This is a genomic window from Kribbella sp. NPDC049174 (assembly GCF_043197365.1).
In the GTDB taxonomy this organism is placed as follows: domain Bacteria; phylum Actinomycetota; class Actinomycetes; order Propionibacteriales; family Kribbellaceae; genus Kribbella.
The window spans coordinates 2,195,412-2,213,490 of the sequence record NZ_JBICSZ010000001.1 but is presented as its reverse complement, the minus strand read 5'-3'; the positions used below and the strand labels follow the sequence as shown (position 1 = coordinate 2,213,490).

The 18,079-nt window shown below is 68.9% G+C and carries 20 protein-coding genes and 1 tRNA gene; 16 read left to right on the top strand and 5 right to left on the bottom strand.

Annotated elements, in window-relative coordinates:
• From ACGFIF_RS10415 to ACGFIF_RS10385, 7 genes are all read left to right on the top strand, one after another.
• A partial coding sequence (locus tag ACGFIF_RS10415) for a transposase (protein WP_393153593.1) occupies positions 1-683 on the top strand: 683 nt, incomplete at its 5' end.
• Positions 684-1,248: 565 nt separating this feature from the next.
• Complete coding sequence (gene cmk / locus ACGFIF_RS10410; RefSeq protein ID WP_393153591.1) at positions 1,249-1,944, top strand: (d)CMP kinase; 696 nt, start codon at positions 1,249-1,251, stop codon at positions 1,942-1,944.
• Between the two features lie 118 nt (positions 1,945-2,062).
• Positions 2,063-2,791, top strand: a complete 729-nt coding sequence (locus tag ACGFIF_RS10405) for a lysophospholipid acyltransferase family protein (protein WP_393153589.1) — start codon at positions 2,063-2,065, stop codon at positions 2,789-2,791.
• Positions 2,784-4,163, top strand: a complete 1,380-nt coding sequence (gene der / locus ACGFIF_RS10400) for a ribosome biogenesis GTPase Der (RefSeq protein ID WP_393153587.1) — start codon at positions 2,784-2,786, stop codon at positions 4,161-4,163. Before ACGFIF_RS10405 ends, der begins: the two co-directional genes overlap by 8 nt.
• A 71-nt stretch (positions 4,164-4,234) precedes the next feature.
• Positions 4,235-4,308, top strand: a tRNA-Pro gene (locus ACGFIF_RS10395).
• A 50-nt stretch (positions 4,309-4,358) separates the two neighbouring features.
• Positions 4,359-4,859 (top strand): hypothetical protein, encoded by a 501-nt coding sequence (locus tag ACGFIF_RS10390; RefSeq protein ID WP_393153697.1) that lies wholly within the window; start codon positions 4,359-4,361, stop codon positions 4,857-4,859.
• On the top strand, positions 4,787-5,137 hold the full coding sequence (locus tag ACGFIF_RS10385) for a group I intron-associated PD-(D/E)XK endonuclease (RefSeq protein WP_393153585.1): 351 nt from the start codon (positions 4,787-4,789) through the stop codon (positions 5,135-5,137). Before ACGFIF_RS10390 ends, ACGFIF_RS10385 begins: the two co-directional genes overlap by 73 nt.
• Positions 5,138-5,174: 37 nt before the next feature.
• Here ACGFIF_RS10385 and ACGFIF_RS10380 read toward each other — a convergent pair whose 3' ends face one another.
• Both ACGFIF_RS10380 and ACGFIF_RS10375 read right to left on the bottom strand, forming a co-directional pair.
• Positions 5,175-7,346, bottom strand: coding sequence for an MMPL family transporter (locus tag ACGFIF_RS10380; RefSeq protein WP_393153583.1), 2,172 nt, complete (start codon positions 7,344-7,346; stop codon positions 5,175-5,177).
• Positions 7,347-7,506: 160 nt separating this feature from the next.
• On the bottom strand, positions 7,507-8,055 hold the full coding sequence (locus ACGFIF_RS10375; RefSeq protein ID WP_393153581.1) for a TetR/AcrR family transcriptional regulator: 549 nt from the start codon (positions 8,053-8,055) through the stop codon (positions 7,507-7,509).
• Positions 8,056-8,171: 116 nt separating this feature from the next.
• On the opposite strand from ACGFIF_RS10375, the gene ACGFIF_RS10370 reads away from it, so the two are divergent.
• On the top strand, positions 8,172-9,116 hold the full coding sequence (locus ACGFIF_RS10370) for a S1C family serine protease (protein ID WP_393153579.1): 945 nt from the start codon (positions 8,172-8,174) through the stop codon (positions 9,114-9,116).
• Here ACGFIF_RS10370 and ACGFIF_RS10365 read toward each other — a convergent pair.
• Entirely contained in the window at positions 9,103-9,648 is a 546-nt protein-coding gene (locus tag ACGFIF_RS10365; protein ID WP_393153577.1) for a GNAT family N-acetyltransferase, read from the bottom strand. The two genes, ACGFIF_RS10370 and ACGFIF_RS10365, sit on opposite strands and share 14 nt — an antisense overlap.
• Before the next feature lie 24 nt (positions 9,649-9,672).
• Here ACGFIF_RS10365 and ACGFIF_RS10360 point away from each other — a divergent pair, with 24 nt between their 5' ends.
• Complete coding sequence (locus tag ACGFIF_RS10360; RefSeq protein WP_393153575.1) at positions 9,673-10,299, top strand: tetratricopeptide repeat protein; 627 nt, start codon at positions 9,673-9,675, stop codon at positions 10,297-10,299.
• Here the strand turns inward: ACGFIF_RS10360 and ACGFIF_RS10355 are convergent.
• Positions 10,288-11,421 (bottom strand): LuxR C-terminal-related transcriptional regulator, encoded by a 1,134-nt coding sequence (locus ACGFIF_RS10355; protein WP_393153573.1) that lies wholly within the window; start codon positions 11,419-11,421, stop codon positions 10,288-10,290. The two genes, ACGFIF_RS10360 and ACGFIF_RS10355, sit on opposite strands and share 12 nt — an antisense overlap.
• An 87-nt stretch (positions 11,422-11,508) precedes the next feature.
• Between ACGFIF_RS10355 and ACGFIF_RS10350 the strand changes: the two genes are divergently transcribed.
• Together ACGFIF_RS10350 and ACGFIF_RS10345 are read left to right on the top strand one after the other, a co-directional pair.
• On the top strand, positions 11,509-11,997 hold the full coding sequence (locus ACGFIF_RS10350; RefSeq protein ID WP_393153571.1) for a cupin domain-containing protein: 489 nt from the start codon (positions 11,509-11,511) through the stop codon (positions 11,995-11,997).
• 8 nt (positions 11,998-12,005) lie between these two features.
• Positions 12,006-12,317, top strand: coding sequence for a YybH family protein (locus tag ACGFIF_RS10345; RefSeq protein ID WP_393153569.1), 312 nt, complete (start codon positions 12,006-12,008; stop codon positions 12,315-12,317).
• Between the two features lie 25 nt (positions 12,318-12,342).
• Here the strand turns inward: ACGFIF_RS10345 and ACGFIF_RS10340 are convergent, their stop codons facing one another.
• Positions 12,343-13,002: an MBL fold metallo-hydrolase gene (locus ACGFIF_RS10340; RefSeq protein WP_393153567.1), complete on the bottom strand. Its 660-nt coding sequence runs from the start codon at positions 13,000-13,002 to the stop codon at positions 12,343-12,345.
• A 339-nt stretch (positions 13,003-13,341) separates the two neighbouring features.
• Here ACGFIF_RS10340 and uvrA point away from each other — a divergent pair, with 339 nt between their 5' ends.
• From uvrA to ACGFIF_RS10315, 5 genes are all read left to right on the top strand, one after another.
• Complete coding sequence (gene uvrA, locus ACGFIF_RS10335) at positions 13,342-16,395, top strand: excinuclease ABC subunit UvrA (protein ID WP_393153565.1); 3,054 nt, start codon at positions 13,342-13,344, stop codon at positions 16,393-16,395.
• A 257-nt stretch (positions 16,396-16,652) separates the two neighbouring features.
• A complete protein-coding gene (locus tag ACGFIF_RS10330; RefSeq protein ID WP_393153563.1) occupies positions 16,653-16,991 on the top strand; it encodes a hypothetical protein in 339 nt (112 codons plus the stop codon).
• A 14-nt stretch (positions 16,992-17,005) separates the two neighbouring features.
• Complete coding sequence (locus ACGFIF_RS10325; protein ID WP_393153561.1) at positions 17,006-17,311, top strand: pore-forming ESAT-6 family protein; 306 nt, start codon at positions 17,006-17,008, stop codon at positions 17,309-17,311.
• Positions 17,312-17,419: 108 nt separating this feature from the next.
• Complete coding sequence (locus ACGFIF_RS10320) at positions 17,420-17,797, top strand: DUF6507 family protein (RefSeq protein ID WP_393153559.1); 378 nt, start codon at positions 17,420-17,422, stop codon at positions 17,795-17,797.
• Complete coding sequence (locus tag ACGFIF_RS10315) at positions 17,794-18,075, top strand: hypothetical protein (protein WP_393153557.1); 282 nt, start codon at positions 17,794-17,796, stop codon at positions 18,073-18,075. The genes ACGFIF_RS10320 and ACGFIF_RS10315 overlap by 4 nt, the downstream gene beginning before the upstream one ends.
• The last annotated feature ends 4 nt before the right edge of the window (positions 18,076-18,079 follow it).

Here is an 18,079-nt window from a genome sequence, read left to right as displayed (position 1 = left end):
TGGGCACGAAGGTCGGGCGGCTGGTCGCGGCCGAGTTCACTGACCCGGCCCGGCTCGCAGCGCTGGGCGTGACCCGGTTCATCCGGTTCGCTGCCGGTCGCGGCCTGCAGGTCCGTCGGCCACTGGCCGACCGGCTGGTGGCGGCTGCCCGCGATGCGCTGGCGACCGTCGATGCCGCGGTGGCCCGGCAGGTGCTGGCCGCGGACCTGGCGCTGCTGGCCGATCTCGACGCGCAGGTCGCGGCGGCGGAGGCCGAGCTGGCCCGGCTGTTGCCGCTGAGCCCGTTCCAGCCGCTGACCACGGTGCCGGGCTGGGGCGTGGTGCGAGCCAGCGGGTATGGCGCCGGGGTCGGAGATCCGGCCCGCTGGCCCGGTCCTCGCCAGATCTGCCGGGCGGCCGGCCTGTCGCCGACGCAGTACGAGTCGGCCGGGAAACGCCGCGACGGCTCGATCAGCCGCGAGGGCAGCGTCGAGCTCCGCCGCGCCCTGATCGACCTCGGCATCGGGCTGTGGCAATGCGACCCGGCCGCCAAGGCCTACGCCGCCGGGCTCAAGGCCCGCGGGAAACGCGGCGGGATCATCGCCTGCGCACTGGCACACCGCGCGAACCGGATCGCGTTCGCTCTGGTCCGCGACCAGGCCGCCTACGACCCGAGTCGCTGGACCCGACCAGCCGGCGCCTGACCACAACCCGGCTGTTTCCTCGATAGCTGCCCCCCGCCGGTGCCGAGGAAGCGGTCAAGGTGGAGCGCCCGCAGCGCAGCGAGGACGAACGACCTTGACAGCCACGAGCACCGGCACACACTCCAGCAGCGAGGAACAGCCCCCTTACCTACAACGGGAAAGAGGCCCCGCTCACACCTTCACAACTCCGGCCGGTGGGTGCGACGCTGGTCGTGACGAAGGACCGGAACAGACGCCGCAACCGCTATGGCGAACGCACCAAGCGTCACGCCGCTACTAGCTTGGCGCCCGGTCCTTCGCCCATCACAGCAGCCCGCACGACGCCAGATGACCAACACCCAAACGTCAGGTCGCATACGTCAGCATGGGCGCTCGGACACCGACCCCACGAACCCCACCCGCGGCACGACACACCCCACAACATCCACCCACACCGCGGCGGAACAATACCCCGCAGCCATCACCAGAACTTGACTCGACCTATAGCCAGCTAGTCGCCGTACAGGAGTCACCTGCGGCCGGTCCTGATCGGCGGATTGTCCCCGGCCACAGGTAACCTCAGGGCATGATCATCGCTGTGGACGGGCCGAGCGGCTCGGGTAAGTCGAGCACGGCCCGAGGCGTCGCCACCAGGCTGGGGCTCCGCTATCTCGACACCGGTGCGACGTACCGCGCGGTGACGTGGTCGGCGCTCGACCACGGCCTCGACCTGGACGACACGGCAGCAGTGGCTCAGCGGTCCCGCGAGCTGCGGCTGGAGGTCAGCACGGACCCCGGGAAGCAGTTCGTGATCGCCGACGGCGTCGACGTGACGACGGCGATCCGGGAGCCGCGGATCAGCGAGAGCGTCAGCAAGATCGCCACCAACCTGGACGTCCGCAAGGAGCTGATCCGGCGGCAGCGCGAGATCATCGACGACGCCCAGCCGACCGGCGGGATCGTGGTCGAGGGCCGCGACATCGCCACCGTGGTCGCGACCGACGCGGAGCTGAAGGTGCACCTGACCGCCGACCAGGACGCCCGGCTGGCCCGGCGCGGCGCCGAGCTCACGGCGGGGGCGGTGACGGCCGAGCAGTTGCGCGACCAGATCGTCCGCCGGGACGCCGACGACGCCACCGTCTCGCAGTTCCTGGTGGCCTCGGACGGCGCGGTCACCGTCGACTCGACGCATCTGTCCTTGGAGGAGGTCATCGACGTGATCAGCAGACTCGCGAAGGAGGCCGAGGCCGCCCCCAGAGTCACCGGCGACCGGGAGTCATGACTGTACTTTTGGCCGGGCCTTCGGCGCCGGCGCGGTCATGGGGCTTTGACTCCCGGCCTTCCCTCGTCACTCCAGTCGCTGCGCTCCTTCCGCTCCTCAGTCCAGGCCGGGAGGCCCCATGACCGCGGAGCTGACCGGGCACCTGGAGTTGCCCCGCACCGACGACCTGGCCTCGTTGCCCTACCGGCTCGCGCTGCCGGCCCGCACGGTTGCCAGGCCGTACTTCCGTCGCAAGTACAGACTGACCATCCACCATGAGGACCGGTTCCCGCGGACCGGTCCGGTGCTGATGAGCCCGAATCACCTGAGTCTGCTCGACGGGCCGCTGCTGGGTGCGATCGCGCCCCGGATGCTGCATCAGCTCGGCAAGATCGAGGCTTTCGGCGGTCTGCAGGGCCGGCTGCTGCGGATGTTCGGCCAGATCCCGGTCGATCGGTCGACGTACGACGTCCTCGCGGTCCGGCAGTCCATCAAGGTGCTGCGGGACGGCCGGGTGCTGAACATCTACCCGGAGGGGACCCGCGGCGCGGGCGATTTCCGCCGGATCCGGACCGGGGTGGCGTACCTGGCCATGGTGACAGGGGCGCCGATTTTGCCGGTCGCGCTGCTCGGGACCAGGCTGCCGCACGGTGACGTGGAGGGTTTTCCACCGGCCGGGAGCCGGGTGGACGTGGTCTATGGCGAGCCCTTCACGATCGACCGCGTACCCTTTCCCAGGAGGCATTCCGACGTACGGGCGGTTGCCGACCAGATCGGCGACGTGCTGCGCGCCCATGTCAGGGCGGCCGTCGAAGCGACCGGCCACCCGCTCCCGGGTGTGCCAGACAAGAAGGATCCTGATGAGTGACCTGCCCACCGGCTACGACTTCGCCGAGCCCACGCACGACCGTGAAGACAGCGGTCCGCTGCCGGTGCTCGCGATCGTCGGCCGTCCGAATGTGGGCAAATCCACGCTCGTGAACCGCATCATCGGCCGCCGCGAGGCCGTCGTCGAGGACACCCCGGGCGTCACCCGGGACCGGGTCTCGTACGACGCCAACTGGGCCGGCCGGGGCTTCACGGTCGTCGACACCGGCGGGTGGGACCCGGACGCGGTCGGGATGGCCGCGCTGGTCGCCGCCCAGGCCGAGGTCGCGATCAACGCCGCCGACGCGGTGCTGTTCGTGGTCGACGCCACGGTCGGCATCACCGACGCGGACGAGGCCGTGGTCCGGGTGCTGCGGAAGTCCGGCAAGCCCGTCGTCCTGGCCGCGAACAAGGTCGACGACCAGCGGGTCGAGTCCGAGGCGATGAACCTGTGGAGCCTCGGCATCGGCGAGCCGTTCCCGGTCTCGGCGATGCACGGCCGCGGTACCGGCGACATGCTGGACGCCGTCCTGGCCGCGCTGCCCGAGGCGCCGCCGGAGCGCGACGCCGAGACCGGCGGACCGCGCCGGGTCGCGATCGTCGGCAAACCGAACGTGGGCAAGTCCTCACTGCTGAACAAGGTGGCCAAGGAGGACCGCGTCGTCGTCAGCGACGTCGCCGGTACGACGGTCGACCCGGTGGACGAGCTGATCACGCTCGGCGGCAAGGAGTGGCGGTTCATCGACACGGCCGGTATCCGCCGGAAGGTGAAGAACGCCCAGGGCCACGAGTACTACGCCTCGCTGCGGACCAACGCGGCGATCGAGCGGGCCGAGGTCGTCGTGGTCGTGATCGACTCCTCCGAGACGATGTCGGAGCAGGACCTGCGGATCATGAACGCGGTCGAGGAGGCCGGCAAGGCGCTGGTGATCGCGTACAACAAATGGGACCTGGTCGACGAGGACCGGCGTTACTACCTGGAGCGCGAGATCGACCGCGACCTGGTCCAGTTCCGCTGGGCACCGCGGGTGAACATCAGCGCCCTGACCGGCCGCCACATGGAGAAGCTGGTGCCGGCCATCGAGGCGGCGCTGGAGGGCTGGCAGACCCGCGTCCCGACCGGCCAGCTGAACGCGTTCCTCGGCCGGCTGGTGGCGGCGCACCCGCACCCGGTCCGGTCCGGCAAGCAGCCGAAGATCCTGTTCGGCACCCAGGCGACCACGATGCCGCCGACGTTCGCGATCTTCACCTCCGGCCAGATCGAGCCGTCGTACCAGCGCTTCATCGAACGCCGCCTCCGCGAGGACTTCGGCTTCGTCGGCAGCCCCGTCCACGTCCAGATCCGCCCCCGCCAAAAGAACAAGAAACGCTAACCGGACCCTGGTCAGAGCACTGATTCGGATGAGGTAAGGTTTACCCCGTTCGGCTCTTCGGAGACGAGCAGCGGGCTGTGGCCTAGCCGGGTAAGGCGCCGGTCTGGGGGACCGGAGATCCCGAGTTCAAATCTCGGCAGCCCGACCTCATGAGGGGCACCGATTCTGTCGGTGCCCCTCTCTACGTTTGTCCCTATGACGACCACGGGGGATCGACGAACTTGGAACGACGACCAATTGCGCCAGGCCGTGCAGCGCTGCCCGTCTTGGCGTGCTGTTGCCCGCGCGCTGGGACTGAAAGGGACGTCCGCGGGCGTCATCCGGACGGTGAAGCGGCATGCAGCCCGTCTCGAACTGGACACCTCGCACTTCACCGGGCAGCGTCGCTGGTCTGATCAGCTGCTGCGTGAAGCCGTGCCCGCGTCGAGCTGTTGGGCGGACGTGCTTGCTGGCCTCGGTGTCATCGACAACGGTGAGAACCGGGTGCGGGTCAAGGGACATGCGATCCGGCTCGGCCTGGATTGCACACATCTCAAGCAGCTGAATGGTTCGGCGACAGCGGAAGACGTCTTCAGCGAGCATTCCGGCTGGAGACGCTGCGAACGGCGGCGTCGGCGCTGGCGATGGCCTGGTTCACCTTGCACGGATGTGCGGTTGCCTTGCCGATTGAGCCTCAGGAATACGACCTGCTGGTGACAACGTCCAAGGGCGTTCAACGTGTACAGGTGAAGTCCTGTGCATCCCGCAACGCAAAGGGGTATTGGCATGTCGGTGTCGGACGCCGCCCCTACGTGCTCGACAAGTCCGCCGGCAAGATGCCCTACGACCCCGAGTTGATCGACCTGTTCTTCATCGTTCTCGGCGACGGCAGCATCTATGTCATCCCCAGCTCTGTCCTCGCTGGCCGGGTTGCGATCTCGGCGGCGAGCTACGCGCTCTACCGGGTGGGCGATGCGTCTAGTCTGCTGCGGTGACGGGCATCGGCGCACAGCCGGTGCCCCTCTTGCTGTCTTAGTCGACGGTGATGAGTTCTTTGCGGTCGGGGGCGGTGGGGACTCGGAGGGTTTCGCCTTCGATGTCTACCTTGGGGGTGATGCGGTCGAGCCACTTCGGGAACCACCAGGCGCGGTCGCCGAGGAGGCTGAGGACGGCGGGGACGAGCGTCATCCGGACGACGAAGGCGTCGATCAGGACGCCGATGGTCAGGCCGAAGCCGATGGCCTTGATGATCGGGTCGTGCACCATGATGAAGCCGGCGAACACCGAGGCCATGATGAGGGCCGCCGCGGTCACCACCCGGGCACCGTGGCCGATACCCTCGACGGTCGCCTCGGTCGCGTGCTTGCCGTGCACGAACTCCTCCCGGACCCGGGACACGATGAACACCTCGTAGTCCATCGCCAGCCCGAACAGCACGCCCATCATGATGATCGGCAGGAAGCTGACCAGCGGCCCGGGTGAGTCCACCCCGAGCAGTTCCGCACCCCAGCCCTGCTGGAACACCGCGACCGTGATCCCGAACGTCGCTCCGATGGTCAGCACGAACCCGAGTGTCGCCTTCAGCGGTACGAGCAACGACCGGAACGCCAGCAGCAACAACAGGAACGAAAGCCCGATGACGACGAACAGGTACGTCGGCAACGCGTCGGACAGCTTGTTGGACACATCGACCCCGACGGCAGTGTTACCAGTCACCGAGATCGTCGCGTCACCAGTCGCGAGCGGTTGTACGGCGGCACGCAGGTTCTTCACCAGGTCCGCGGTCTCCTCCGTGGCCGGACCACTGGCCGGGATCACCTGCAGCAGCCGCGTCGCGCCGTCCGCACTCGCCGGGCCGGGCTGCGCAGCCACGACATCCTTCAGCCCTTGGGTCTTGGCCAGCACCTGCTCGACCAGTGCACCGGAAGTCGCCGGGTCGTTGCTCTTCACAACGACGACCAGCGGGCCGTTGGCACCCGGACCGAAAGCGGCCGCGGTCAGGTCATAAGCCACTCGCTGATTGGTCCCGGCCGCCGCCGACGCGCCATCCGGCAACGCGAGCTGCATGTCCTTGACCGGAATCGACAGCAGGCCGAGCCCGATAATGCCGAGGGCAACGATCGGGACGCGGAACCGGGTGGTGAACCGGCCCCAGCGGAACCCGAACCCTTCAGCCGGCGCGGCCGCCGGAGCCTTCCGGACCTTGCGCGGGAGGATCCGCTGGCCGACGAACCCGAGCAACGCCGGCAGCAGCGTCAGTGCGACAAGTACGGCGGTGAGCACGGTCGCCGCGGCCGCCAAGCCCATCGCGGTCAGGAACGGAACCCCGACCACACTGAGCCCCGCCAGCGCGATCACGACAGTCGCACCCGCGAACAACACCGCCGAGCCCGCCGTCGCGGTGGCCCGGCCGACCGACTCCGCCTCATCCATGCCCTCAGCGAGCTGGGTCCGGTGCCGCGAACTGATGAACAACGAGTAGTCGATCCCGACGGCCAACCCCAGCATCAAGGCCAGGATCGGCGCGGTCGACGACACATCGGCGAACGCGGTAACCAGGAAGAGCCCGGCCATTCCCGCGAGTACGCCGAGCAACGCGGTGAGCAACGTCATCCCGGCCGCGACCAGGGAACCGAAGGTGACGATCAGTACGACGGCCGCGACCGCGACACCGATCACCTCGGTCGCCCCGACCTCCGGTACGCCGCCGACGATCTGGCCGCCCGGGACCACCTGAAGGTCCCCGGAGCTGAGTCCGCTGAGACCGTCGTACGCCTCGGTGCTGTCCTTCGTGAGCTCGTCGGCGGGCTTGTCGAACTGGACGCTGATCAGGCCGGTGCTGCCGTCCGGGCTGATCGCCTTGCTGGTGAAGGGGTCGATCGCCGCGATCACCGCAGGGACCGTCGCCACCTTCGCGACCGTCGTACCGACGGCGGCCTTGACGGCCGGGTCGGCGAGGGTCTTGCCTTCGGGTGCCTTCACCACCACGGTCGCGGAGGCGCCGCTCGCCGCGGGCAGCTCGGTCTTCAAGGCGTCGAGCGCGCGCTGCGACTCGGTGCCCGGGATCGAGAAGGTGTTCGTCGTCTTGCCGCCGAGGGTCAGCGCGCCGACGCCCAGCAGGACGAGGAAGACCGCCCAGACGGCGGCGACGAGGCGCCGGCGCTGGTAGGAGAACCGGCCGAGCCGGTACAGCAGATTGGCCATCGGGAGATGCGTCCGTTCGTGTGCAGGGGAGGCCGGGCGCCCGCGGGCACCAGGCAGCTGGATCAGGTAGCTGGATCAGACAGCTGGATCAGGCGGTGGTGATCAGGCAGTGGTGATCAGACGGTTGTCATGAGGGCGGATGTCATGAGGGCGGTTGAGGTCAGGGGCGTCTGAGCAATCGCCGGAGGGCGATGTCGCAGAGTCGTCGGAGCTCGTCGTCGGTGCGTCCGCCCGGATGCCGGCACTCGCCGAGCAGGCCGTTGACGGCGAACCGGGCCAGGTCGTGCTCGAGTGGGTCGTCGGAGCCGGCCATGTACCGCGTCAGCTGCATGCCGTCGGCGACCAGCCCGGCAATCTCCGGCATGTCCTCGATCACCGGGATGACGTCCTGGATGACGTCGATGACGCCGCGGTGCACGACGGCGAGGTCGGTGAACTGCTGGATCGCGATCTCCTGCGCGACGGCCCGGGGCAGTCCGTCGACAGTCCTCATCAGGGCGGCGAGGTCGGCTGCGGCCGGCTCGAGGACGGCGGCCAGCACCGCAGGTTTGCCGTTGAAGTGGTAGAGCACCGTCGCCTTCGAGCAGCCGGCCGCGGTGGCGATGTCCTGCAGTGACGTCGCGTTGTAGCCCTTGGCCTGGAACAGGCTCATCGCCTGCCGCACGATCTCGTGCCTGGTCCGCTCCCGGACGGGGGTGGTGACTGCCATGTCAGCCATGGTCCTGACCGATCGGCCAGTTTTCAACCGATCGGTCAGTTTTGTGGTCCGCCTCACCTGCTGACGGCGACTTGCTTGCGGTGTAATGCTGTAATCGGGAGGCGGAGATGGCTGAAGAGACTGCTGGCGACGACGTACTCGACGCCTACTCCCGAGTGGTCTCGGGTGTGGCGGAGCATTTGATCCCGCGGGTGGCCAGCCTGCGGATCGCGAGCCGGCGCGGTGACTCGTCCGGGTCGGCGGTGGTGCTGACCGCGGACGGCCACCTGCTGACGAACGCGCACGTGGTCGGCGGCGGCGAGCAGGCGACGGCGGAGTTCGCGGACGGTACGGCGGCCCAGGCACGCGTCGTCGGCGTCGACCGGCTGTCCGATCTCGCCGTACTGCGCTCCGACCGGGACATCCCGGATCCGCCGGAGTACGGGGATGCGGACCAGTTGAAGGTCGGGAACCTGGTGGTTGCGGTCGGCAACCCGCTGGGACTGGCCGGGAGCGTGACCGCCGGCGTGATCAGCGCGCTCGGCCGGTCGCTGCCGGTGCGGACGCCGAACGTGACCCGGATGATCGAGGATGTGATCCAGACCGACGCGGCGCTGAACCCGGGCAACTCCGGCGGAGCGCTTGCCGATGGCAACGGCCGGGTGATCGGCATCAACACCGCAGTGGCCGGGATCGGCCTCGGCCTGGCGGTCCCGATGAACCAGACCACCCGCCGGATCATCGACTCGCTGCTCCACGACGGCCGGGTACGACGTGCCTACCTCGGGCTGGTCACCACGCCGGCACCGCTGCGGCCACAACTCGCCGAACGCTTCGAGCAGCGCACCGCGCTGCGCGTCGTCGAGGTGATCGCCGGGAGTCCCGCCGCCCAGGCCGGCCTCCGCCAAGGTGATCTCGTCCTCGCCGTCGACGGCGCACCTCTCCGCGATGCGCAGTCGCTGCAGCGGCTGCTGTTCGAAGACGCGATCAGCCGCCGGACCGAGATCACCGCCATCCGCAACGGCGCCCTGGTGGACGTGGTGGCTCTCCCTGCCGAGCTCACCGACCGGTAGTCAGGCCCGCTCGGAGCAGTACGCCGGTGCCGGGTTGCAGCGGGTCGCCGGGAAAGGTGAAGTCGCGGGTGACCTCGGTGAAGCCAAGGCTCTGGTGGAGGTCGAGGGTTGCGCCGTTGGCGAGGTTGGCGAAGTAGTAGACGGCATCGGCCCGCTCGGCCGTCCAGCGCATCCGGTCGACCGTGAGTAGCTCGCCGATCCCGTGTCGGCGCCAGTCCGGTGCGACGATCAGACCGACGAGGTAGTACCCGGTCGGCGCCACCTCCGGTGGATCGTCGGGGGAGACCTCGTGGTGGATCACGCCGCCGTACCCGATCACCTCGTCGTCCGCGCAGGCGACCGCGGCGTACCGGTCCGGCTCACGGAGGTCGGCCATCAACCGGTGCGTGCGGGCTTCGATCGACCCACCGGTCCGCGGCGCGATCAGCCGCGCGCAGGCTTCGAGATCCGCGAGTTGTGCCGGCCGGACCGTGATCGCGGCGTCGGCCGGCTGCCGCTCGACGTCCGGCTGATAGTCCGCGAATCCGCTCACCCGGATCAGCTTAGGATCGGCCGGGTGGACGAACGAGTGCGGTGGGCGGGGGAGTTGTACGAGCGCGCGATCTTCAACGGGGACGCCGCTGGCCTTGCCACGGCCGATCGGGAGCTGGACGCGGCCGAAGCCGACCTGGTGCTCGCTCGGGGGAAGGTGCTGCACGGGCGGTTCCTGGAGAACCGGGTGGAGGATCCGCGTGAGCTGGAGCTGTTCGAGCGGGCGCTGGCGCTGTACAACTCCGTCGACGACGAGCGTGGTCAGGCGTTGGCGTTCTTCTGGATCGGCTGCTTCCACCAGGTCGTCCGCGATGACACCGAGCCCGCGGTCTCGGCGCTGACTCTATCGCGTGAGCTCGCCACCAAGACCGGCGACGATCTCACCCTGTCCTATGCCCTCCGTCACCTGGGCGTGGCCGCTCATTCCGCGGGCAACCTGGACCAGGCCCGGGCGCTCCTGGAGGAGTCGACGGCGATTCGCCGTACCCTCGGCTTCACCGCGGGAGTCGCCGCCAACCTGGTCGGCCTGATCTATCTGGCCGACGGCGACGACGTGGGCGCCTTGGCCGACGAGGCGGCGGAGCTTGCGGCCTCTGTCGGCGCCGCGACCATCAGCGCACAGATCGAAGCGGCGCGGCGGTCACGTCTCTAGCGGGCCGCCGCGGAGGGGCTGCCCGTCGATCGCGCGGCGTTCGTTGTCGCGGACGCGGGGCTCGTAGTGGGCGAAGAAGATCTTGGCGACCAGGTCGCGCCGGCTGCGGACGCCAGTCTTGTCGAAGACGCTCTTCAGGTGTTGCTGCACGGTGTGCGTGGAGACGACGAGTTGCTCGGCGATGTCGGTCGTGGAGTTCCCCTGCAGGACCAGTCGGGTGATTTCCTGCTCGCGTTCGGTCAGCCCGTACGCCGACATGAGCAGCGGCGCGATGCGGCCGGGATGAGCCGGCTCGACGATGACCGCGACCCGGCGGGAACTCGACGAGACCAGTGAGGTGCCGTGCAGCACTACCCAGCGACCCGACCGCGACATCACCCGGGATACGGCCACTTCGCCGGCGTCCGGGTAGGTCGCCGTACGCAGAGCCTGGCCGGCGACGGCGAGGACGGCCGACGGCAGCCGGCCCGTTTCCCAGGCACCATCGGGCAGGTCGCGCAGCCATTGCTCGACGCCGGGTGTCGCCGACTCGATCTCCCAGTTGCCGGTGACAACGATCAGGCCCGGGGCGTCGGAACCCTCCGGATCGGTGGCCGCACCGAGGAGCAGCGAGTTGCGCGCGCCGGCCGCGAGGACGGGCGCGATGGTCCGCAGGAACGCCTGGTCCTCGTCGCCGAAGAGAGGTTGCCCTGATTCCCGGTAGAGGCCGAGTGCTCCCCAGACCTCACCTGACCTGGTGCGCAGGCACGCGATCAACTCCTGGTCGCCACCCATCGTCATGTTCTCGTGCCAGCGCGGACTGCTCGCCGGGTTGCCGCCGGTGGCCTCGTGCAGGGTCGAGATGCCTCGCGTCGAGCGCGCGACATCGGCGAGATTGTTGACGTCGTCCCCGTAGTACTCCTGGGCGAGCCATTCCTGCGGCAGCTCCGGCATGCCCTCGTTGAAGTGACTGGTCACCAGCAGAGAAGCGGGATCCAGCGTGTACCAGCACGGCGCCTGGTAGTAGGGGACCGCATCGCGGAGGATCTCCGACGACTCCCGCCAGAGCGTGACGAGGTCGAGCCCCTGTCGCGTCAGAGTCGCGATCCGGTCGCTCGCACGCTCCTTCGCGTACCCGCTCACACCACTCAAGGTACGGCGGGGTGGCCGGTTTGCAGATACCACATTTCTGGAATGGCCGGCCGGAGATCTCGCTCGTAGCGTCGAGCCATGACACAAATACAGGTGGTAGGGCCGTCCGACGGCCAGACGACGAAGGACATGACAGGGATCCGGGCCGACCGGTACCTGATCGACAGCGCGGCCTCGGGTGGCGGGTTCTCACTCGTGGAACAGGTCATCGACGCCCGTGTGCTGGCCGCGCCCGTGCACCGGCACAGCCGGGAGGACGAGTACAACTTCGTGCTCGAAGGACGGATGGGGGTGCTGCTGGGCGACGAGGAGGTTTTCGCTGACGCCGGCACGCTCGTCTACATGCCACGACACCAGTGGCACACGTACTGGAACGCTGGTGACACGCAGCTCCGTGTGCTCGCGATCATCGCACCCGGCGGCCTCGAGGAGCTGTTCCGCAAGCTCGCCGAGCCGGGCGGGGAGTACGACGAGGAGACGCTGCCTGCGCTGGCCGCGCAGTACGGGTGCGAGCTCGACTTCGCGGCGACCATGCCGATCGCCGAGCGTCACCAGCTGATCTTCTAGGCGTCGTGATGGCGCCGGAGGAGCTCGAGTCGATGCTCGAGGACGCGTTCGTCCTGCACGATCACGAGGCGCTCGCGCAGCTCTTCGAACCGGAGGCGATGCTGCACCCGGCCGGGTGGCCCGGCCCCGCCCGCGGCCGGGCCGAGATCGAGCGCCTGATGGACGAACTCTGGGATCACCAGCTCAGGTACGTCGCCGATCCGAGGACGGTCCTCCAGTTGCGGGGGACCGCCCTGATCATCAGTCGCTCGGCCGTCAACGTCGTACGGCGCACCCCGGACGGCACCTGGCGCTACGCCATCGTCCACCTGACCCGCTGACGCCCATCTCTGACCGGACCGCGTTCTACCAGCCGCGGGCTCGCCACTCCGGGACGTTCGGGCGCTCCTTGCCGAGGGTGGTGTCCGAGCCGTGGCCGGGGTAGACCCAGGTCTCGTCCGGGAGCTCGTTGAACAGCTTGGCCTCGACGTCGTTGATCAGTGACGTGAACCGCTCCGCGTCGCCCTGGGTGTTGCCGACGCCACCCGGGAACAGCGAGTCGCCGGTGAACAGGTGGGGTGCGCCGGCCGGGTCGTCGTACAGCAGCGCGATCGAGCCCGGGGTGTGGCCGACCAGGTGGATGACCCTGAGTGTGCACTGGCCCACCGGGATGCCGGCGCCCTCGTCGACGAGCTCGTCGGTGGGTACGCCGATGCCCTCGGCGTCGTACCGGCCGGCGACCGTGGTCGCGCTGGTCCGGGCCACCACCTCGGCGAGCGCCTCCCAGTGGTCCTGGTGCCGGTGGGTCGTGACGACCCGCTCGAGCCCGCCGTCGCCGATCAGCCTGAGCAGCGTCTGCGCGTCGTTGGCCGCGTCGATCAGCACCTGCTCGTCGGTTCGGCGGCAGCGGAGCAGATAGGCGTTGTTGTCCATCGGCCCGACCGCGACCTTGGTGATCATCAGCTCGGCCAGCTCGTGGGTCTGCACGGGACCGCCGACCTTGACGTTTCCGTGGTACTCCGGCATGCGCCCTCCCGGGGAAGTCGGTAACACCGCCGATCCTTGCATCAATCCGGTCGCGCGGTCACGGGCCCCCGGTCTGGACTGAGGAGCAGAGGGAGCGTAGCGACTGGAGCGACGAGGGAAGGCCGGGAGTCAGGGCCCGTGACCCGCCGCGCCGGAGGCGTGGCATCAGTACGGTCTTGTCGGGCCGAGTTTGCCAGAACCACTCTCCTCGATCGAATATACTTTCGAAGCCTGCTCGATCGGGGTCCCCGATCCGGCGGCGGAAGTTTTTGTCGGTGGGCCTCGTTAGCATGACCGGGCATGCCATGGAACCCCTCGAGAACGGCTGAGAGTGAGCTTGTGTCTGACCGTCTGATCGTGCGCGGAGCGCGTGAGCACAACCTGAAGGACGTCTCGGTCGACCTGCCGCGGGACGCCATGATCGTCTTCACCGGCCTGTCCGGGTCCGGCAAGTCCAGTCTGGCGTTCGACACGATCTTCGCCGAGGGCCAACGCCGGTACGTCGAGTCCCTGTCGGCGTACGCGCGTCAGTTCCTCGGCCAGATGGACAAACCGGACGTCGACTTCATCGAGGGTCTGTCACCGGCTGTCTCGATCGACCAGAAGTCCACCTCCCGCAACCCGCGCTCGACCGTCGGCACGATCACCGAGGTCTACGACTACCTCCGCCTGCTGTTCGCCCGGGCCGGCCGCCCGCATTGCCCGGAGTGCGGTGAGCCGATCGCGCGGCAGACCCCGCAGCAGATCGTCGACCGGGTGCTCGAGCTGGAGGAGGGCACCCGGTTCCAGGTGCTCGCTCCGGTCGTCCGCGGCCGCAAGGGGGAGTACGTCGACCTGTTCCGCCAGCTGAGCGGTCAGGGTCTGTCCCGGGCCCGGGTGGACGGCGAGACTGTCCAGCTGCTCGAGCCGCCGAAGCTGGACAAGCAGAAGAAGCACACCATCGAGGTCGTGGTCGACCGGCTCGCGGTGAAGCGCTCCGCGAAGCAGCGGCTGACCGACTCGATCGAGACCGCGCTCGGCCTGGCCAGTGGACTCGTCGTGCTGGACTTCGTCGACCTGCCCGAGGACGACCCGCACCGCGAGCGCCGGTTCTCCGAGAAGCTCGCCTGCCCGAACGACCACCCGCTCGCCATCGACGAGCTGGAGCCGCGGTCGTTCTCGTTCAACTCGCCGTACGGCGCCTGCCCGGTGTGCACCGGTCTCGGCACGCGGATGGAGGTCGACCCGGAGCTTCTGGTCCCGGACCCGTCCAAGTCGCTGGAGGAGGGTGCGATCCAGCCGTGGTCGGGCGCGAACGTCACGCAGTACTTCGAGCGGCTGCTGGCGGCGCTGGCCAACGACCTGAAGATCAAGACCACCACGCCGTTCGGCGAGCTGCCGGCGAAGGCGAAGAAGTCGCTGCTCACCGGGCACGACCGGCAGGTCCACGTCTCGTACAAGAACCGCTACGGCCGCGAGCGGTCGTACTACACCACCTTCGAGGGGGTGATCCCGTACGTCGAGCGGCGGCACGCGGAGGCGTCGAGCGACACCAGCCGGGAGCGCTTCGAGGAGTACATGCGCGAGGTGCCGTGCCTGGCCTGCAACGGCGCGCGGCTGAAGCCGATCTCGCTCGCGGTCACGCTGGGCGGGAAGAACATCGCCGAGATCAGCGCGATGTCGATCGACGAGGTGCACGAGTTCCTGGTCCAGATGGACCTGTCGCCGCGGGAGAAGCAGATCGCGGAGCGAGTGGTCAAGGAGATCGGCGAGCGGCTGCGGTTCCTGCTCGACGTCGGCCTGGACTACCTGGCGCTGAGCCGGCCGGCGGGTTCGCTGTCCGGTGGCGAGGCGCAGCGGATCCGGCTCGCGACCCAGATCGGCTCGGGGCTGGTCGGCGTCCTGTACGTGCTCGACGAGCCGTCGATCGGGCTGCACCAGCGGGACAACCGGCGGCTGATCGAGACGCTGGTCCGGCTGAAGGACCTCGGCAACACGCTGATCGTGGTCGAGCACGACGAGGACACCATCGACCACGCCGACTGGGTCGTCGACATCGGCCCGGGCGCGGGTGAGCACGGCGGCCAGGTGGTCGTCTCCGGCACCGTCGAGGACCTGAAGAACCACCCGGACTCGATCACCGGCGCGTACGTGTCCGGCCGCCGGGAGATCCCGATCCCGGCGATCCGGCGGCCGCTCACCGAGGGCCGCGAGCTGACCGTCTACGGCGCCCGGCAGAACAACCTCAAGGACATCGACGTGACCATCCCGCTCGGGGTGTTCGTCGCCGTCACCGGGGTGTCCGGCTCGGGCAAGTCGACGCTGGTCAACGACATCCTCTACACCTCGCTCGCCCGGCAGATCTACGGCGCTCGGACGGTGCCCGGCCGGCACACGAAGATCTCCGGGATGGAGCTGGTCGACAAGGTCATCCACGTCGACCAGTCGCCGATCGGCCGGACCCCCCGGTCGAACCCGGCCACCTACACCGGGGTGTGGGACCACGTCCGCAAGCTGTTCGCGGAGACCCCGGAGGCGAAGGTCCGCGGGTACCAGCAGGGCCGGTTCTCGTTCAACGTCAAGGGCGGCCGGTGCGAGGCCTGCTCGGGTGACGGCACGCTGAAGATCGAGATGAACTTCCTGCCGGATGTCTACGTCCCGTGCGAGGTGTGCCACGGCGCCCGGTACAACCGGGAGACGCTCGAGGTCCACTACAAGGGCAAGACGGTCGCGGACATCCTGGACATGCCGATCGAGGAGGCCTCGGAGTTCTTCGCCGCCATCCCGGCGATCTCGCGGCACCTGACGACGCTGACCGAGGTGGGCCTGGGCTACGTCCGGCTGGGCCAGCCCGCGCCGACACTGTCCGGTGGTGAGGCCCAGCGCGTGAAGCTGGCGTCGGAGCTGCAGAAGCGGTCGACCGGCCGGACGGTGTACGTGCTGGACGAGCCGACCACCGGTCTGCACTTCGAGGACATCCGCAAGCTGCTCGGCGTGCTGGGCGGCCTGGTGGACAAGGGCAACTCGGTGCTGGTGATCGAGCACAACCTCGACGTGATCAAGACCGCCGACTGGATCATCGACCTCGGTCCGGACGGCGGCCGTCGCGGTGGCACGCTGGTCGCCGAGGGTACGCCGGAGGAGGTCGCGACCAACCCGGCGTCGTACACCGGTGAGTTCCTGGCCGAGATCCTGGCCGGCCGCGCCGCCAAGCCGAGCGCGAAGCAGCAGGCCGCTGCCGCGAAGGCAGCCGTCAAGAAGGCCCCGGCGAAGAAGGCTCCGGCCCGGAAGACCGCGGCCGCGAAGACGGCTGTCGCGAAGTCGGCTGTCACGAAGACAGCTGTGACGAAGACCGCAGCGAAGAAGGCGCCGGCCAAGAAAGCGCCGGCGGCCCGCAAACGCGCGGCCAGCTGATCCGCTCCTGTCCTCAGCGACCAGCACCTGAGCGCTCCCGGTCCGGCATCCGCCCGGTCCGGCAGCGCGTTGTCGTTGCCTGCGCACGCATCGATAGTTGACTCAGGCAACAACCTCGCGGGTGGGTTCCGCCGGTCCGTCACCGGCGCCTTTCGATCCTGGTCGAAACGTCCGGGCAGGCGTCGGGGCCACCGTGGTTGACCCGGTGCGGCGACTATCGTGGCGCTGCGGCGTGACCATACCTCGAAGGAGAGACAGTGACCGGACGTTGGGACATGGGCCAGGACACCCTGAGCCAACTGGCCAAGAAGACCGGGACGGGGACGCAGGACCTCGGCGGTCTGGTGAAGCAACTGGTCGCCGCGGCGCAACCGCTGGAAGGCAAGATGAGCGGCGCCGGCAAGGCGATGTTCGACGGGTTCAAGGCCAACGTGGACGGTATCGCCGCCGACCTGAACGCCGGGCTCGCAGCGATCAACGAGGGCCAGTCCGGCATGGACACGGCCTTCCGCGGTGGTGACACCGAGATGGCCGACACGGCGAAGAAGAACCAGGGTGCGGCCGACTTCAACGCCGCCAAATTCGGCAAGCGCTGAGAGAGGAACCGACGATGGCAAACCGCAACAGCTACGACACCGCCGCCTCGGGCGAGGTCCAGTCGACGATCAACAGCCTCGCCGGCCAGATCTCGAGCCTGATCGCCACCCACAAGCAGAACGTGACGGCGGCCCTGTCGGATGCCTCGGCCAGCGGCGTGACCGAGAACTACCGTGGCGTCGAGGACCGCTTCAACAAGGCGGCCGACCAGACCCTGGCGATCATCCAGTCGCTGAAGGAGACGCTGGCGCAGAACGACGCGACCGCCGCCGCGACGTTGAAGAAGGCCTCGGCCGCCGTGGACGGCATCGGCGGCTGACCGGCCGCACAGACAGCCGCACGGTCCTGGACGCCACCCGCTGACGGGTACGTCCAGGCCGTTTCGTGGTCCGTGGTGGACAGGGCCGGATCGACCTGAGGGGTGACAGTGGACTGGGACATCGACATCGAGGGCGTCAACAAGGTCCTCACCGACACGGTGACCGAGGTGGAGCCGTTCGACGGTTTGGTGACGACGTACGGCGACAACCTGAAGGCCATCATGACGGGCCTGGACTACGACATCTTCACGATCGTCGCGGTGGCCGTCGGTGAGTACTCCGAGCATTGGGCGCCGATTCTGGAGGCTGCCGCGACTCAGGTCGGCGCCTCGTTGACCGGTGCCCACGACGCCGTCACGGCCTATATGGACGGGCAGGAGGAGATGGCCCTGAACGCGCAGCAGAACGCGTCGGACGGGGTGATCCCGGACCCGCCGGGTACGCCGGACGAGTCCAAGCCGACAGGGGAGAACATCGCGGTATGACCGATCAGGATCCGGTGCAGGTACCGGCGGAGATTGCCGACGCGGGGCGGGTGCGGTTGGCCGAGTGGCTGACCGCCGAGGCGCCGACGCCCGAGCTGGGCGCGACGCCCGAGGAGCTGGCGGACTGGTCGGCGCACCAGGTGGAGGAGTTCCTCCTGTTCGTTCCGCCTGGGTACGCCAACCTGATGTTCCTCGTGGCCGAGCACGGCATCAGCTCGTTCGCGCCGAGTGAGCAGACGCTCGAGGAAGCGATGGTGGCGGCCCGGTCGCAGCCGTGACGGC

Bases quoted from the DNA above. Each gene is read 5' to 3' on its own strand.
- ACGFIF_RS10345 (WP_393153569.1), top strand. From the start codon at position 12,006: ATGGCGCCGGAGGAGCTCGAGTCGATGCTCGAGGACGCGTTCGTCCTG.
- ACGFIF_RS10375 (WP_393153581.1), bottom strand. From the start codon at position 8,055: ATGGCAGTCACCACCCCCGTCCGGGAGCGGACCAGGCACGAGATCGTG.
- ACGFIF_RS10315 (WP_393153557.1), top strand. From the start codon at position 17,794: ATGACCGATCAGGATCCGGTGCAGGTACCGGCGGAGATTGCCGACGCG.
- ACGFIF_RS10385 (WP_393153585.1), top strand. From the start codon at position 4,787: ATGGCCTGGTTCACCTTGCACGGATGTGCGGTTGCCTTGCCGATTGAG.
- ACGFIF_RS10380 (WP_393153583.1), bottom strand. From the start codon at position 7,346: ATGGCCAATCTGCTGTACCGGCTCGGCCGGTTCTCCTACCAGCGCCGG.
- ACGFIF_RS10340 (WP_393153567.1), bottom strand. From the start codon at position 13,002: ATGCCGGAGTACCACGGAAACGTCAAGGTCGGCGGTCCCGTGCAGACC.
- ACGFIF_RS10350 (WP_393153571.1), top strand. From the start codon at position 11,509: ATGACACAAATACAGGTGGTAGGGCCGTCCGACGGCCAGACGACGAAG.
- ACGFIF_RS10390 (WP_393153697.1), top strand. From the start codon at position 4,359: ATGACGACCACGGGGGATCGACGAACTTGGAACGACGACCAATTGCGC.
- ACGFIF_RS10325 (WP_393153561.1), top strand. From the start codon at position 17,006: ATGGCAAACCGCAACAGCTACGACACCGCCGCCTCGGGCGAGGTCCAG.
- ACGFIF_RS10370 (WP_393153579.1), top strand. From the start codon at position 8,172: ATGGCTGAAGAGACTGCTGGCGACGACGTACTCGACGCCTACTCCCGA.
- ACGFIF_RS10405 (WP_393153589.1), top strand. From the start codon at position 2,063: ATGACCGCGGAGCTGACCGGGCACCTGGAGTTGCCCCGCACCGACGAC.
- der (WP_393153587.1), top strand. From the start codon at position 2,784: ATGAGTGACCTGCCCACCGGCTACGACTTCGCCGAGCCCACGCACGAC.
- cmk (WP_393153591.1), top strand. From the start codon at position 1,249: ATGATCATCGCTGTGGACGGGCCGAGCGGCTCGGGTAAGTCGAGCACG.